This window comes from Chryseobacterium sp. GQ58 (genome assembly GCF_059758895.1).
The window spans coordinates 19,120-32,732 of sequence record NZ_JCAXEH010000003.1 but is presented as its reverse complement, the minus strand read 5'-3'; the positions used below and the strand labels follow the sequence as shown (position 1 = coordinate 32,732).

The 13,613-nt window shown below is 35.8% G+C and carries 14 protein-coding genes; 3 read left to right on the top strand and 11 right to left on the bottom strand.

From position 1 onward, the window contains the following. Positions 1-334: 334 nt before the first annotated feature. The 4 genes from AC6CHK_RS08145 to AC6CHK_RS08130 form a co-directional block, all read right to left on the bottom strand. The gene (locus AC6CHK_RS08145; protein WP_498095155.1) at positions 335-1,066 is read right to left on the bottom strand and encodes a hypothetical protein; all 732 of its coding nucleotides are present in this window, start codon (positions 1,064-1,066) and stop codon (positions 335-337) included. Positions 1,067-1,183: 117 nt separating this feature from the next. Beyond that, complete coding sequence (locus AC6CHK_RS08140; protein ID WP_498095154.1) at positions 1,184-1,783, bottom strand: DUF6624 domain-containing protein; 600 nt, start codon at positions 1,781-1,783, stop codon at positions 1,184-1,186. A 195-nt stretch (positions 1,784-1,978) separates the two neighbouring features. After that, the gene (locus tag AC6CHK_RS08135) at positions 1,979-2,296 is read right to left on the bottom strand and encodes a nuclear transport factor 2 family protein (RefSeq protein WP_498095153.1); all 318 of its coding nucleotides are present in this window, start codon (positions 2,294-2,296) and stop codon (positions 1,979-1,981) included. Positions 2,297-2,472: 176 nt separating this feature from the next. Next, positions 2,473-3,267 (bottom strand): SDR family oxidoreductase, encoded by a 795-nt coding sequence (locus tag AC6CHK_RS08130; RefSeq protein WP_498095152.1) that lies wholly within the window; start codon positions 3,265-3,267, stop codon positions 2,473-2,475. Positions 3,268-3,392: 125 nt separating this feature from the next. Here AC6CHK_RS08130 and AC6CHK_RS08125 point away from each other — a divergent pair, with 125 nt between their 5' ends. Beyond that, complete coding sequence (locus AC6CHK_RS08125; protein ID WP_498095151.1) at positions 3,393-3,764, top strand: winged helix-turn-helix transcriptional regulator; 372 nt, start codon at positions 3,393-3,395, stop codon at positions 3,762-3,764. A gap of 52 nt (positions 3,765-3,816) precedes the next feature. Here the strand turns inward: AC6CHK_RS08125 and AC6CHK_RS08120 are convergent, their stop codons facing one another. After that, the gene (locus tag AC6CHK_RS08120) at positions 3,817-4,413 is read right to left on the bottom strand and encodes a Crp/Fnr family transcriptional regulator (protein WP_498095150.1); all 597 of its coding nucleotides are present in this window, start codon (positions 4,411-4,413) and stop codon (positions 3,817-3,819) included. A gap of 439 nt (positions 4,414-4,852) precedes the next feature. On the opposite strand from AC6CHK_RS08120, the gene AC6CHK_RS08115 reads away from it, so the two are divergent. Beyond that, a complete protein-coding gene (locus AC6CHK_RS08115; RefSeq protein WP_498095149.1) occupies positions 4,853-5,449 on the top strand; it encodes a Crp/Fnr family transcriptional regulator in 597 nt (198 codons plus the stop codon). Positions 5,450-5,486: 37 nt separating this feature from the next. On the opposite strand, the gene AC6CHK_RS08110 is transcribed toward AC6CHK_RS08115, so the two are convergent. The 3 genes from AC6CHK_RS08110 to AC6CHK_RS08100 all read right to left on the bottom strand — a co-directional run bounded on the left by AC6CHK_RS08110 (position 5,487) and on the right by AC6CHK_RS08100 (position 8,013). Continuing rightward, positions 5,487-6,083, bottom strand: coding sequence for a Crp/Fnr family transcriptional regulator (locus AC6CHK_RS08110; protein ID WP_498095148.1), 597 nt, complete (start codon positions 6,081-6,083; stop codon positions 5,487-5,489). Between the two features lie 36 nt (positions 6,084-6,119). Next, the gene (locus AC6CHK_RS08105) at positions 6,120-6,503 is read right to left on the bottom strand and encodes a hypothetical protein (RefSeq protein ID WP_498095147.1); all 384 of its coding nucleotides are present in this window, start codon (positions 6,501-6,503) and stop codon (positions 6,120-6,122) included. Positions 6,504-6,666: 163 nt separating this feature from the next. Further along, on the bottom strand, positions 6,667-8,013 hold the full coding sequence (locus AC6CHK_RS08100; RefSeq protein ID WP_498095146.1) for an alpha-amylase family glycosyl hydrolase: 1,347 nt from the start codon (positions 8,011-8,013) through the stop codon (positions 6,667-6,669). Between the two features lie 240 nt (positions 8,014-8,253). Between AC6CHK_RS08100 and AC6CHK_RS08095 the strand changes: the two genes are divergently transcribed. Then, complete coding sequence (locus tag AC6CHK_RS08095; protein ID WP_498095145.1) at positions 8,254-9,024, top strand: glycosyltransferase family 32 protein; 771 nt, start codon at positions 8,254-8,256, stop codon at positions 9,022-9,024. 74 nt (positions 9,025-9,098) lie between these two features. Here the strand turns inward: AC6CHK_RS08095 and AC6CHK_RS08090 are convergent, their stop codons facing one another. The 3 genes from AC6CHK_RS08090 to AC6CHK_RS08080 form a co-directional block, all read right to left on the bottom strand. After that, complete coding sequence (locus AC6CHK_RS08090; RefSeq protein ID WP_498095144.1) at positions 9,099-11,195, bottom strand: FIDD domain-containing protein; 2,097 nt, start codon at positions 11,193-11,195, stop codon at positions 9,099-9,101. 179 nt (positions 11,196-11,374) lie between these two features. Further along, positions 11,375-12,709: a chromate efflux transporter gene (chrA, locus tag AC6CHK_RS08085; RefSeq protein WP_498095143.1), complete on the bottom strand. Its 1,335-nt coding sequence runs from the start codon at positions 12,707-12,709 to the stop codon at positions 11,375-11,377. Between the two features lie 323 nt (positions 12,710-13,032). Then, positions 13,033-13,572 (bottom strand): phage tail-like protein, encoded by a 540-nt coding sequence (locus AC6CHK_RS08080; RefSeq protein ID WP_498095142.1) that lies wholly within the window; start codon positions 13,570-13,572, stop codon positions 13,033-13,035. Between the last annotated feature and the right edge of the window lie 41 nt (positions 13,573-13,613).

The window sequence follows — 13,613 nt, the reverse complement described above, 5'->3', positions numbered from 1 at the left end:
ATTTTTTATTTTATCGCAAAGCGGGAAGATTTCAGGAAGCGGTAACAAGATAATATATTGCAGCAGCAAGAATACTAAATGCGGCAGAAAGAATACTAAATGCAGTAGTAAAAAAACATTTTGCGGCCACGAGATGACAACTTGCATTAGCAAGAAAACTATTTGCAGGAATGAAATAATACTTTGCGGTAGCAAGATTACTTATAACAGTAATGAGATTATAGTTTGCGGAAATAAGGTTACCGTTTGCGGTAGTAAGATTACTTTTGGGAGGAGCTTCCTTACTTTCAGTTTGTGAAAACTTACTTTTAAATTTTAATCACTTTTGAGAAAGTCAGGATTTTATATTCTTAATCTTTAATCCTTTTACCTGTGCAAACTGCGGACTGTCGGCGCCGAAGACTGATTTGATGTATTTTTTGACGTTCGCTGCCGTTTCGTAAATGCTGTTTTCGCTAGTGTAAAGTGTCTGATTTCTTGCAATTCTAGAGTTGCTGATTTCGGTGTATGCTGTGGTAACGGCTGCACTTTTAGCCTGTAAATCTGCGATCTTTGTGGCGAGGGTGCCTACTTGTAATTCTGTTTCGTTGGGTGCATAGCCGGGCTCCGCTTCAAGTACGGTTTTGATTCCTGATAAATGCTGAATCAGTTGATCGAAAGAAGTCTGACTTACAGATATGGTTTTGGGAACTTCCGCATTAGGATCAATGGTTGTTTGTAATGGAGTAGCGCGTTTTCCCCAGATCTTCTTCTGATACAGTTTTGCATCGCTGATGCTTCCTGATGATGCATCGGAAGCCTCTAAAGCATTGATCAGTTTGGTTGAAAGCGTACCAATGTCGCTGAAGGCGAGTTGTCTTTCGCTTACTTTGTTGTTGTAATCGGTTTTCTTCGATAATGTGTCTGCCAAAGCTGCTTCGGCAGATTCTTTCAGTGCAACTAATGCGGGGAGCTGTATGCTTTGTTTTGAAGGGTTGTAGGCTGCACCGTAGCCTTTAACGAATTCGATCAGTGTTTGGAACTGCGCAATGTTTTTTGCGTGTCCGGTTTCAAATGTTGAAGCCATAAGTCATTTGTGTTTAAATTGTTAGAGTAACAAATGTAGAGTTTTTTTGAATAGGATGGAGGTTTGTTTTTTTTGTTTTGGAGGCACGAGTGGGATGGTCCTGCTAGCGGATTGTTTTTATTTCGTCCACCCGACATCCTTTTTCCATTCTTCAATTTCCTGTTTTCTTTTTTCTAAGTTTTTTGATGGCAATTGATTTTCATTTATTACATGTCTTCTCATTATTTCTGTTTGTTCGTCAAGTGTGTTAAGTCCAATTGATTTTCTTCTTTCATTTACTTTGATTAATTCATCAAATAGATTTGGGCTTAAATTTCCGTTTTCGTCCCAGTCAAATTGTGTCCCGTAAAGCTGCGGCTTACCTTCAAAAACTGCTATACGATCTGTTAAATACGCTAAACTTTTCGGGTCTGCTTTACTTTCACTAACTGCTATTTCCAAAAGTTTCGCACATTTTTTCATAAAAAGGGGTTGTTCGATAGAATGCTGTACTACCAACCAAGTCGCTTCATTTGCTTCTTTACCAACTTTGTCAATTGTAGGATATCCAATTGTGTCTATTATGTTGTTTAGGATTTTAGCATTTTTATTGTGTAACTCCTTCATTTCTTCATTATAACCCTCGTTAAGTTTTCCACTTTGCACAAGTTTTTCTCTCAATGTCAGGTCTGCATTTTTCAGTTCAATTATTTTTTCAGCAATACTTTTATAGTCCATTTTTTGATATTATTTTGTTTCAATCCAAGTCCAACGGTCATTGTGTGGAAATTCCTGAATGATTTCATCTGTCCATAAATAGCCTCCTTATTTGTGCTTTGCATATAATTATTCCTAGCAAAACAATTCTAACTCAAACCTAATGAAAAAAGCCGAAGTACAAACTTCAGCTTTAATAATAAACCATTCAAATTTTTATCCGGTAATTTTCAACGACTGTATCAACCCATCACTCAACTCAAAATGGTATTTCAAAACGACAGGACTTCCAGGAAATGTTCCTGAGATTTCTGCAGAGAGGATGTTTTCTTTTTCGTTGTAGTTTAAGGGTTTCATAACGGTTTTGTATTCGCTGTTCGCAGCGGCAATCCAGTTTTGTATTTCTGTTTTTCCGTTGTGGGTTTTTCCTTCGTCAAATACGACAGCGGTGTCTGTGAAACAGTCGGCATAGGTATGGCTGTCGAAGTTGGTTTGTGCTTTTACTAATGCTGTGATGATGTTTGGTAAGTTCATTTTGTTTGTTTTTTGAATTGTTGTTTTTATTCTGTGGATTTAATGCAAAGAGCGCTAAGATTTTTTTAAGTTAAAAATGCTTTTTATAATTGACGGGTTCCTCGATACATTTTCTTCGCTTTGCTGCGAAAAACACTCGAACTGACGGAAGTTTCCATTGTTGTAATTTTCAATCATCAAACGGTTGGTATCGTTCCGCCGTCGATCACATATTCTGTTCCGGTGAGATAATTGGCTCTTGGGGAGACGAGGAAACCTACCAGTTCAGCAACTTCTTCTGGTTTTGCGGGTCTTCCGAAAGGAATTCCGCCAAGGGCATTCATTACACTTTCGGTCGCTTGTTGGATTGTGGATTTGCTGCTTTCGGCAATACGTTCCATCATTCTTTCTGAGGCGGTGGTCATGATCCAGCCAGGTGAAACGGTTAAAATGCGAACGCCTTTTGGAGAAACTTCGTTTGATAAACTTTTACTGTAATTAAGTAAACCGGCTTTTGCAGCGGCATAGGGAAGTGTGCTGTCATATAAAGGCAATCTTGCCTGAATGGAGGCGATGTGAATAATGACTCCGGTTTTCCTTTCGATCATTTGCGGTAAAAAGCCACGGTCTAATCTTACGGGCGAAAGAAGATTTGTCTGTAATGACTGCAGCCAGTGTTCATCGCTTAGGACCGTAAAACCGCCGCCTTTGGTTTCTGAACCTCCGAGATTGTTGACAAGAATATCGAGCTTCCCAAACTTTTGTAAAACTTCTTCTACCACTTTTTGAGTTCCCTGAGCTGTGGCCAGATCTGCTGAAATAAAGTGTAGATTGTTGTTTTCTTCTTCGGGTGGATTTCTTGCCGTGATGATCACCGTTGCTCCTGCAATAAGCAATCTTCTGGCGATGGCTTTTCCTGCTCCTTTTGTGCCGCCCGTAACTAAGGCGATTTTACCTTTTAATTCATCATTGAAATTCAATTGATTTTCCATTTCTTAAATTCTTTGATACAAATTTCTGAAGTATCACCGTTTCCGGCAATAACGGAAAACCGAATTGCATAGGGATAATTTTTTCCCCTATTGTAGATTTTGGAACATTGGGCTACTTTTGTCTTATGCATGAAAGAAAAATTCCTTTAAATTTAAATTGCGGACTCGACCTGATCGGTGAAGTGCTGTACGGAAAGTGGAAAATCCGTCTGCTGTGGTTTATTAATGAAGGTCATCTGCGACCTAGCGAGCTGCAGCGCAAAATTCCCGATGCCTCAAGACGTGTTCTGAATATTCAGCTGAAAGAACTGGAGGAACACGAATTGGTTTCAAAGAAAATCTATGCACAGGTTCCGCCGAAAGTAGAGTATTACCTTACAGATTTCGGGAAGACTTTGATTCCTGTTATTTCTGCATTGGGAAACTGGGGCGATGAACATGAAAAAAGGTTGCGTGAGGTGATTCTGGGAAGGATGAAAAGTGATGATATTTTATAAGAAAAGAAGCTTTATTATAAGAGTTGAACAAATTAGAAGCGATTGTGATGTATCAGTAATAGACTCTTCCTTTTATTATTTTAATTAAATTTTCGCTTTCCATTTTCTTAAATGTCCTTATGACGGTTTCAATCCTCAATCCTGTTAAAAAAGCAAGTTCTTTTCTTGTATACGGAATTTTATAAGAATAGCGTTCTGATATATCTTGGCTGGCTTTCAGGTGGTTCAGTAAAGTAAGTAATTGATGGCTTGCATCTTCTGAAGTTAAACTGTTTAAAAAGATATAGCTATAATAAGTTCTTTCAGCTATGTAATGAAGAAATTTCATCTGGATTTCAAAATTAGATTCCAGCAATTGTAGCAGTTTGGTATGTTCCAATTTGTATATGGTGCAATCTTCCATCAAAACAGCATTCACGGGATATTTGTATTTGGAAAATAGGAATATTTCGCCAACGGATTCTCCATTTTTATGAATACTTTGAATAAACTCTCTGTTTTCGAGCTGGAAATTCGTAAGTTTTATTTTACCTGTTTTGATTTGAAAATAGTACGCAGGTGCATTATTTTCTTCAAAAAGGAATTCGGATTTTTGTAAATGAATGATGTCTGCTCCATACGTAACGAGCAAGTCTTCTTGTATGACCATAACTCCCAATTAAATTTCACCTAGCTTTCTGTGAATACTTATTACAAATATATTAATTTAATAATTTTTAGAATATGATTTAAACTAAAAAAAATAATGTTTTACTAAGAAATTTGCAAATACTTGAATTTTTGGAATAGAAATAACCGGCATTATCATATTTAAAATTTACAATTTTTCCTTCGTCAATAAGCCTGTTTGAGGTTGAATTTATTTATGCGTTTTGTTAATTCATTGGAAATCAAATCGAACTGAAATCCGTGCTTTAAGTTTTGTCTTTTCAAAAGATTACAAAAAATATGACCTAAGTCATATTTAATACATCGCTGATAGTCTACCTTTGAACTAACCGTTTAAAAAAAATATCAATAGAAATACTGAGTCAATTTGTGAATTTATCTATCAAACGCATGAATTTTCTAACCTTAAAAAATACATTATGCCTATCCAAGAAAGACTTTTGCATTCAGTAGAAGCAATTGAAGAGTATTACAACACTGGCGATTATATATTTCGTGAAGAGGCTAATCCTCAGTTTTATTACCAAATTGTGAAGGGCGAGGTAAAACTTAATAGTTATAAGGAAGACGGCAAAGAATTTATACAAAATATTCTTTCAGACAATTCATGTTTCGGCGAATCGATGCTTATTCTTGGAAAACCATATCCTGTGAATGCGGTTGCACTTACAAAATGTACCGTTCTTAAAGTCGGCAGAGATCAATTCTTTCAATTACTGCAAGATCATCCTACTATTTTTATGGATATGTACACAACCTTATCCGAAAAGACCTCTGAAAAAATGGTGCTGATGCAAAAAATTTCAAGCAAAAATGCTGAAGAACGTTTAGTAGAGCTGATGAATCAAATGAAAGAGCAAAAGGAAAATAAAGATAAATTTTCATTCGAAATTCCGCACACCAGACAGCAGCTGGCTTCACTTACAGGGATTTCTGTCGAGACTGCTATCAGAGCAATAAAAAGAATGGAGAAAAGCGAAATTCTTATCATAAAGAACGGGAAAATATTTTATTAATATCTCAGAATTAGGCTTTAAGGAAATTCAATTATCTTTAAAAATAAATCTTTCCTTTTCTAATTTCCAGAAGTTTCTCGCTTTCCATTTTCTTTACCGTCCTTATAACTGTTTCAACGCGCAAGTCGGTTATTGATGCGAGCTGTTTTCTTGTAAGAGGAACTTCATAAGAATATGGACTCTGATCATCGCTGAAACTCTTGAAATAAGCCAAAATACCTTTTACCCTTACGTGAGAATATTTAGATGCATTATTCTGCATCATAATGAATTTATGATACAGACGTTTTGCAATGAACTTGCGAACATTTACCGCTGCATCATGGTGCTCATCAAGAAGCTGTAAAAACTCAGGTTTAGGAACTTTTAGGATGGTACATTCCGACATGGCGATTGCATTTACAGGGAAGGGGTCGTCGATGAAGGATAATAGCTCACAAACACTTTGCCCTTCACGTAAAATACTTTGAATAAGCTCTTTTTTCTCTTCACCTATATGGTTTAGCTTCACAGAACCGGAAATTATCTGATAATAAAACCTTGGAATATCACCTTCTTTGAAAATAACATTGGATGGGGCGTAAGTTTCTGTAAATCCGTTATATGATAGCAATAAATCAATATCAACAAGCATTATCTGAACTTTATAAGGTTGTTTTCAATAGTTAAATCACACCAGCTCTTTCCCAAATAAAAAACAAAAAAGGTTTTGAAACTGATGTACATACTTGCAGTTTACATTATTTCCATAAACTTTCAAACCGGTCATAGAATGTGTATCATGAAGGTCGATATCATATTTTAAAAATTCTTGCCGTCTTTCAAATCTTATCATGTGTTTTGAATCGTAAGTCTTAACAAAACCAAATTTCAAAAGCCAGGATTCATCTATTTTTATGGGCTTAATTGATTTTGCAGGAATGCATAAGCAATTCTTGGAGTTCTTTATTTTGACGTAATATTCTCCATTTTGATCCTGAAATACTTCCGTAAGAGAATACATTTGATTTTTGTATCTGACGAGATTCTGTATTTTTAATTCCGTGATTTCCATAACATATTGATTTGGTGGTTTTTAATATTAAGCTGAACATTGATTAATAATTAATTAAAGATATGATTATCAATTTTTGTATGTTATGACTTGGATCACCTTATAATAATAGAATGAAAATTTATTTCACGAAAAGTAACAGTTTTTTCGAGATACATGATGGTTAATAATAAAATATTTTTTCTAGAACAGAATTGTGCAATACCAAATACTCCCAAGGATTCATAGTCAATATCATCGTTTCAGATACTATCTGCTGTTTTGCGGCAAAAAGATCGGTATACATTCCCGTATCAAAGAAAGTATCGAATTGTACAATGAGCGATTCTTTGCTTAAATTGATAAAGGTAAGCACTTTGTCACCATTTTTTTCCCGCACAAAAGAAACAACCTGATCCATCCGGTCATTCATAATCCTCACGATTTCTCCGCCGTGTTTGCCGTTCCAAAGCGCTTGGTTCTTATGTTTCAGCTTAAAAAGAGTGGTATAGAAGTCTATATTTTCGTGTGGTTTCCAGTCAATCGGGTCTTTTTCAAAAAATTCCAATGAACGGTCGAGCCCAACCTCCTGGCCATTATAAACGAGCGGAATTCCATCCATCATTACCGTAAAAACTGTTACGGCTTTCCAGGCATCGCCAAAATTGCTGTATTGGTTGCCTTCCCAAGAGTTTTTATCATGATTATCGATAAAGTTTAGACGCATTCCTTCCTTCGGAAAAATAGAAACGTGTTCTGCTAAATAAGCTTCACTCAGAGTTTTTACACTGGTATTGTTTGTGGCAATCTGATGCAGAATATTCCAAAGAGTCCAGTTATAAGTAGCATCAAATGCTTTCCGGTGAAGATCTTTGTCTTCGGCCTCAGCCAGCATGAAAACCGGTTTTATAGTTTCGAGTTCAACTCTGGCATTTTCCCAGAAATCAATCGGGACAAAGCTTGCTATATCACAGCGGTAGCCGTCAATATCATATTCTTTAATCCAAAATTTTAACGCTTCGGTCATGTATTTCCGTAATTCCGGATGCCTGTAATCCAATTCTATAATATCATCGTAATCTCTCCAGCGTGTTGATTGAAAGGTGTCTTTCCTTGATTTTCTGTACCATTCCGGATTTTTTATTACTATTTCATTGTCCCAGCTTGTGTGGTTCGCAACCCAATCTATAATTACATGCATTCCTTTTTGATGAATAGCATCAACAAGATTTCTGAAATCTTTTTCTGTGCCAAATTCGGAATTGACCCCAAAATAATCTTTCACAGAATAATAACTTCCCAAGCTTCCTTTACGATGCAGCTCGCCTATAGGATGCACGGGCATCAGCCAAATGATATCAATGCCCATTTTCTTGAGTCTGGTAAGCTGTTTTTCCACCGCTCGGAAAGTGCCCTCTGTTGAAAACTGCCGGATATTAAGTTCGTAAATAGTGGCATTTTTTACCCAATCCGGAGTTGTGATTTCTACATAACTTTTAGGAAGGTATCGATTGTCATTTTGCTGTTTCATAGATGTATTAAAAAAAAGAAAGTATACTAATTAGTCATCACTTTTTTATAAGAAATAATTGTACCATTTAAATTTGTAAAGTTTTGTCCGTATATACAGTTTGTTAGAAAATAGATTTGATATCATTCTTGAGCTGTTTAGTGCGAAATTTAATAAGAAAATATTTTAAGTGATTAAGTAAGGTTTAATTTTTGTAAGAAAAACAACAGAAGATATAACTTTTAATAAACTGAAAAAATTATGATTCCGAAAAAAATACATTACTGTTGGTTTGGCGGCCATGCAAAACACGAATTGGCAGAGCACTGCATCGCATCCTGGAAAAAAATTCATCCTGATTTTGAGATTATAGAATGGAATGAAAGTAACGCTCCATTAGAAGATAATAACTATGTGAAAGAAGCATTTGCTCAGAAAAAATGGGCCTTTGTTTCTGATTACGTACGATCCAAAGTGATGTACGAACATGGCGGTATTTATATGGATACAGATATGGAACTGAAGCTTCCTTTGGATGAGTTTTTACATGAAAAAGCCGTTTGTGGTTTTGAGGTGAAAGGAGTGCCTTATTCTGCTTTTTGGATGGCCGAGCCGAAGCATAAATTATCACAGGATTTTGTTTCATATTATAATCGGCAGGATGGGTTTGTAGAACGTATTAATACCGATATATTCTCGGAAATGCTTGAAAAAGAATATGGTGCAGACCGCTACAATGATACGATTCAAAAGCTTAAATACGATGTAACGCTTTATCCTTCTGTGTATTTTTCTCAGGATCTGCCAAAGAATTATGTAAGTCATCACTTTAATGGCTCCTGGTTTGGCGGCGATGAAGAAAATAAGCATAAGAAAATGGTAAATATTTATGGTCTTTTAGAGCGGCTCGTTAATTCACCCGATGCTGAAAGAGCAGTGCATAGCGTGATTAATGATCATAAAATCATCGATTTGAATAAGGTTTTAGATTTATTTCCTAAAGAGAAAATCAGGGAATATTTGAAGGAGTAAAAATTTAATTCTTGAATTCAACACAAAACAAAACCATCTCAAGTGAGATGGTTTTATTATAAAATTTTAGTTAGTTATTCCCGGTTTTTCACCAAGATCCATCCTGTATATTTGAATGGCGTCTTTTTTTTGTCATTTTCATTCCAGCTTATTGAATACCAATAATTTCCGGTTGGGACTTTTTTGTTTCCTGAAGTTCCGTCCCATTTGTAGTTGTTCAATTTATCGGCCTGAAATACTTTATTTCCGTATCGGTCAAAGATGGTAAAGACTAAATTTGACTTATTGGCCAATGCAGAATAATCGATCACGTCATTTATTCCATCTGCGTTTGGAGTAATTAGATTTACGAGATTAGGAACAACGATCTCAATAACGATCGGTTCACAGTCGTAAGAATCTTTTACATATACGGTATGATCACCTCTGTGAATATTCGTGAAAACACTAGAATCCTGCCAATTGACATTATCCATAGAATATTTATAAGGTGCATTACCTCCATTTGCATTCACAGTGACTGTTGTATTTGAGATATCTATACTTGAAATAACAGGCTGCTCAGGAGCGTATACTTTAACTGATTGATATGAAACACATTCACCTGTTTTTAATTTTACCCAATAGGTTCCAACTCCTACATTAGAAATAGATTGTGTAGTCGCGCCAGTACTCCATTCATAACCATCAAATCCTGCGCCCGCATCTAAAACAGTTTTGTCTTCAATACATATGATTTTATCTTTTAAAGTCTGCGAATAAGCAGGTGCAATGACTTCAAGAGTTAATTTTGCAATATTATAACATCCGTATTCGTCTATCACTTTTACATACACAACGCCACTCGGAGAAATGTATATTGCCGGAGTTACAATTTCATTGGTTCCGTTAATCGCATCTGTAATAGATTTGTAATATTTTTTTGTTGTTCCTGATTGTGTAGTGACCGAAGCTATTGTTAAATTAAAAGATGCCGTGTTTACGTTTTGTATTAAGGCACAAGAACGGATAATTCCATCATTTACAGTAAATTCAGGATAAAAACTAAGCGTAATAGCAGCCGTGTCTGAGCAACCTTCTGCCGTTTTTACCAATGCATACACTATTCCGGCTGCAGATACAAATTGAGTTGGATTGGTGATTTCTGCGGTTCCGGCATTCAGATTTGCCATCGTCGGATAATATTTTATGGTAACATTGGACCCCGTAAAAACATTTGCCGAAGTCAGATTGAAAGTTGCTGTTCCTGTTTTGTTGTTATTACAGGCCCTCAATGTTTTATCAAGAGCGGTTATATTGCCTTGTTTAAATTTAAAAGGTCCTATTTGACGACAAAAGTTGATTGGATTATTGGGATTAGCAGGGTCTTGATAATGAACGCTGTAGTAATAAACAGTTGTTGTATTTACAGTGATTGGAGCCGTAATCGGGCTTGTGCCTGCCAATGCATCATTTTGAGTTGTATGGTAAGAAACGATAAAATTTGGATTACCATTCAGTATTCCTGCTGATAAAGTACTGAAATCAAAAATAGCAGGACTTGCACAAATCAATATTTCTCTTGGGTCGTTAGGATTTGCGGCAGGCAATCCCGGCGGAACAAACGGATTGGGCTGCAAAGCTGGATCCGTAAAAGGTGATGCCAATGTTGCAGTTCCTCCCCAAGTAAGAGAAAATGGTGCGGTGGTGTTGCTTCCGGCGCCTACCCAATTATCAATATACAAATAATAGGTTTGTCCCGCTACAACATCTAAATATTGGCAATAAGGCGTCAACGAACCTCCGGGAGCATTTGTAATGGTGCTTGTCATATTGAGTCCGGTGGATGCTCCAACTCCGATAACGGTTGCTGCATTACAGCGTATCGGTGCTCCTAAACTTCCGCATGTAACATTGGGCCCATATATTGCCCAGTCGTAATCTGCTGCAGGATCGTTGGGAACCAATTCAAAAGTAAGTGTTCCTGAAGTTGCAATCGTGAGCTTGTACCAGATAGAATTGTGTTCACCGGTAATAAGGCATCCACCCAATGATTCGTTGACTGCGCCGATTCCTGTAGGACTGTAGGTAATACTCGAATTTCCACAAACTGACAAAGCAGTAGAACAATCTGCCTGAGCGAAAAAAGTTTGTGATATCAATAAAACAAATAATAGTAGAGTTTTCTTCATATCAAGTTGGTATTAGTTAGTTTATACCAAATATAATAAAAATTAATTATAATTGCCAAATAATTAAAAAAGTTAAATATTTGATAGTAATAATTGATGTATTTGATATTTATTAAGTAAACTACACCTGTGATCTATTCTGAAAAAAATAGGTATAATCGCTATTAAAACGATCAGGCTTAAATAAAAAAGTATTGTAATAGTCCAAAAAGTAAGCTTATCAAGACAAGGTAAAGCATATTTAAACGATATTTATAGAGTAAGATAATTGAAATAATTACCCACAATATTGAAATCCAATTTAAATTGATTATTTCTATTTTATGATTATCGAATAATATTTCCTCACCTAAATAGAATGCAAGATTCACGATTACTCCAACAACTGCAGCGGTGATTAGAGATAATACACTTTGGATTATTCTATTTTTCTGAGATTTCTCAATCAGCGAGGCTCCCATAAAAATGAACATAAAATTAGGTAAAAAAGTAAAATAACTGGCAATAAGCAATCCTACAGAACCCATAACCAGAGATCCGCCAAAATGATTATATCCAGCCATAAATCCTATATACGCCAATACGATAACCAGCGGGCCCGGAGTTGTTTCGGCCAGCGCAAAACCATCAATCATTTGTGCTTTGCTTAGCCACATAAGCTTATTGGTGACCAAATTGGCAACATAAGGAATTACGGTATAAGATCCGCCAATTGTTAAGAAAGCAGCTTTGGTGAACAGTAACGATGAACTTTCCCAAAACGCTGAATCCGCCATAAAATTTGAAACGTATAAAAAAGGAATTAACCATAAAATAAGAAAGACTAAAGCCTGTAAACCAATTTTCTTTAAGGATGCTTTCGGAATGCTTTGATTAGAATTTATATAGTATTGATCTTCCTCTATAAAACCCTTCATTTCTTTGTTGTCCTTTTTAGGAATCAGTAACTTGGGAAAAAGTAAATTTATCATAATCCCGAAACCAATGATTCCAAAAATAATATAAGACATTGGTATGTGTACAAAATAGGACAATATAAAAGCTAATGCAGCAACCAAAAAATAGATTGGAGTTATCAAAGCCTTTTTACCAACCTTCCATGTAGCGTAAAGAATAATTGCAAGAACTGCCGGTTTTAATCCATTAAATACAGATGTAAGCAGAGGTGTATTTCCATAAAGCGCATAAGTTAAGCTTAATCCCAGCAAAATACACATCGAAGGAAATATAAAGAACAGCCCGGATATGATGCCGCCTTTAATGCCGTGCAGCTTCCAGCCAATGTAAATCGAAAGTTGATGAGCCTCAGGCCCCGGAAGTACCATGCATGCATTTAGCGCATGATAAAATTTGCTACTACTTATCCATCTTTTTTTCTCAACCAAAAAGTCATGCATTATTGTAATGTGCCCGGTCGTGCCTCCAAAGCTTATCCAACCTAAAATAAACCAAAATTTTACTGCTTCTGTAAATGACGGTTTTTGATTTTCTGTTTCTTCAATTACTTTTTGCATTTCTATTTTATGTCTGAAAATTTTTTGGATGATTAAAACGAATTATAGCCTTTTTAATAATGCTTTTGGGTAAGTATCTGATCGTTGGAATATCAATATGAATGATTTCAAATATACGTATTTTAAAGGGCTAAGGAAAGCAAAAGCCACATTTTTTATGAAAATATTGTGGTTTATCCATATATAAATAATTAGGCTTTTTTAATTCTCTAGATACCATTAAATTATAAAAACCCGAACATATTGCTCGGGTCAGGATAGTAAATTTTATTTTGTATAATTTAAATTATTGGATCATTTTGTAGCTTAATTGCAGAATTTTACTAAGATTTCCAAAAAGACCATTTGCTGCCATTAAAAATAGCTAAACGCTTTGCACCGGCTTTGTTTATATAAACCATCATTCCCGGAGAAGGGCTTGGAATATTTTGCACATCATCCACGATTGGTAAAACCATTGATTTTGAAGTAGATTCCAAAACCAAAACACCATCTGCCGTGCTGGAATTAGCCCCAATTATTACTTTTGCATCAGATAATTCAGGTGTCTGCGCTGCTGTCGGTTGAGTTGTGAGGGCAGTTGTGATATTAGCATCTTGTCCGCTTAAATCTATCCAGGCTCCGTTATAATATTTCACGCGTGCTGCGGCAGGATTACTCGCATCCAGAACTATAGTTCCTTCTGCGGGAGTAGCGGGTAATGTTCTTACATAGGGTAAAACAATTCCTTTATTTTGATTGGCTGCAAATTCTAATAAAACAGAGGTCTTTACAGCTGCTGTGCCAATAGCGTCTCCGATGATGACCTGAGCTTTTGACAACGCAATCATTCCTATAAAAACTGTTATTATTATTTTTTTCATTTTATTCTATTATTTTAGTGATGTGAATTTTTGATATTCTG

What these genes read in the sequence shown, in the direction of transcription:
- AC6CHK_RS08095 (WP_498095145.1), top strand. Translation starts at nt 8,254, where the DNA reads ATGATTCCGAAAAAAATACATTACTGTTGGTTTGGCGGCCATGCAAAA.
- AC6CHK_RS08120 (WP_498095150.1), bottom strand. Translation starts at nt 4,413, where the DNA reads ATGGTCATACAAGAAGACTTGCTCGTTACGTATGGAGCAGACATCATT.
- AC6CHK_RS08100 (WP_498095146.1), bottom strand. Translation starts at nt 8,013, where the DNA reads ATGAAACAGCAAAATGACAATCGATACCTTCCTAAAAGTTATGTAGAA.
- AC6CHK_RS08080 (WP_498095142.1), bottom strand. Translation starts at nt 13,572, where the DNA reads ATGAAAAAAATAATAATAACAGTTTTTATAGGAATGATTGCGTTGTCA.
- AC6CHK_RS08145 (WP_498095155.1), bottom strand. Translation starts at nt 1,066, where the DNA reads ATGGCTTCAACATTTGAAACCGGACACGCAAAAAACATTGCGCAGTTC.
- AC6CHK_RS08135 (WP_498095153.1), bottom strand. Translation starts at nt 2,296, where the DNA reads ATGAACTTACCAAACATCATCACAGCATTAGTAAAAGCACAAACCAAC.
- AC6CHK_RS08090 (WP_498095144.1), bottom strand. Translation starts at nt 11,195, where the DNA reads ATGAAGAAAACTCTACTATTATTTGTTTTATTGATATCACAAACTTTT.
- AC6CHK_RS08125 (WP_498095151.1), top strand. Translation starts at nt 3,393, where the DNA reads ATGCATGAAAGAAAAATTCCTTTAAATTTAAATTGCGGACTCGACCTG.
- chrA (WP_498095143.1), bottom strand. Translation starts at nt 12,709, where the DNA reads ATGCAAAAAGTAATTGAAGAAACAGAAAATCAAAAACCGTCATTTACA.
- AC6CHK_RS08115 (WP_498095149.1), top strand. Translation starts at nt 4,853, where the DNA reads ATGCCTATCCAAGAAAGACTTTTGCATTCAGTAGAAGCAATTGAAGAG.
- AC6CHK_RS08130 (WP_498095152.1), bottom strand. Translation starts at nt 3,267, where the DNA reads ATGGAAAATCAATTGAATTTCAATGATGAATTAAAAGGTAAAATCGCC.
- AC6CHK_RS08110 (WP_498095148.1), bottom strand. Translation starts at nt 6,083, where the DNA reads ATGCTTGTTGATATTGATTTATTGCTATCATATAACGGATTTACAGAA.
- AC6CHK_RS08105 (WP_498095147.1), bottom strand. Translation starts at nt 6,503, where the DNA reads ATGGAAATCACGGAATTAAAAATACAGAATCTCGTCAGATACAAAAAT.
- AC6CHK_RS08140 (WP_498095154.1), bottom strand. Translation starts at nt 1,783, where the DNA reads ATGGACTATAAAAGTATTGCTGAAAAAATAATTGAACTGAAAAATGCA.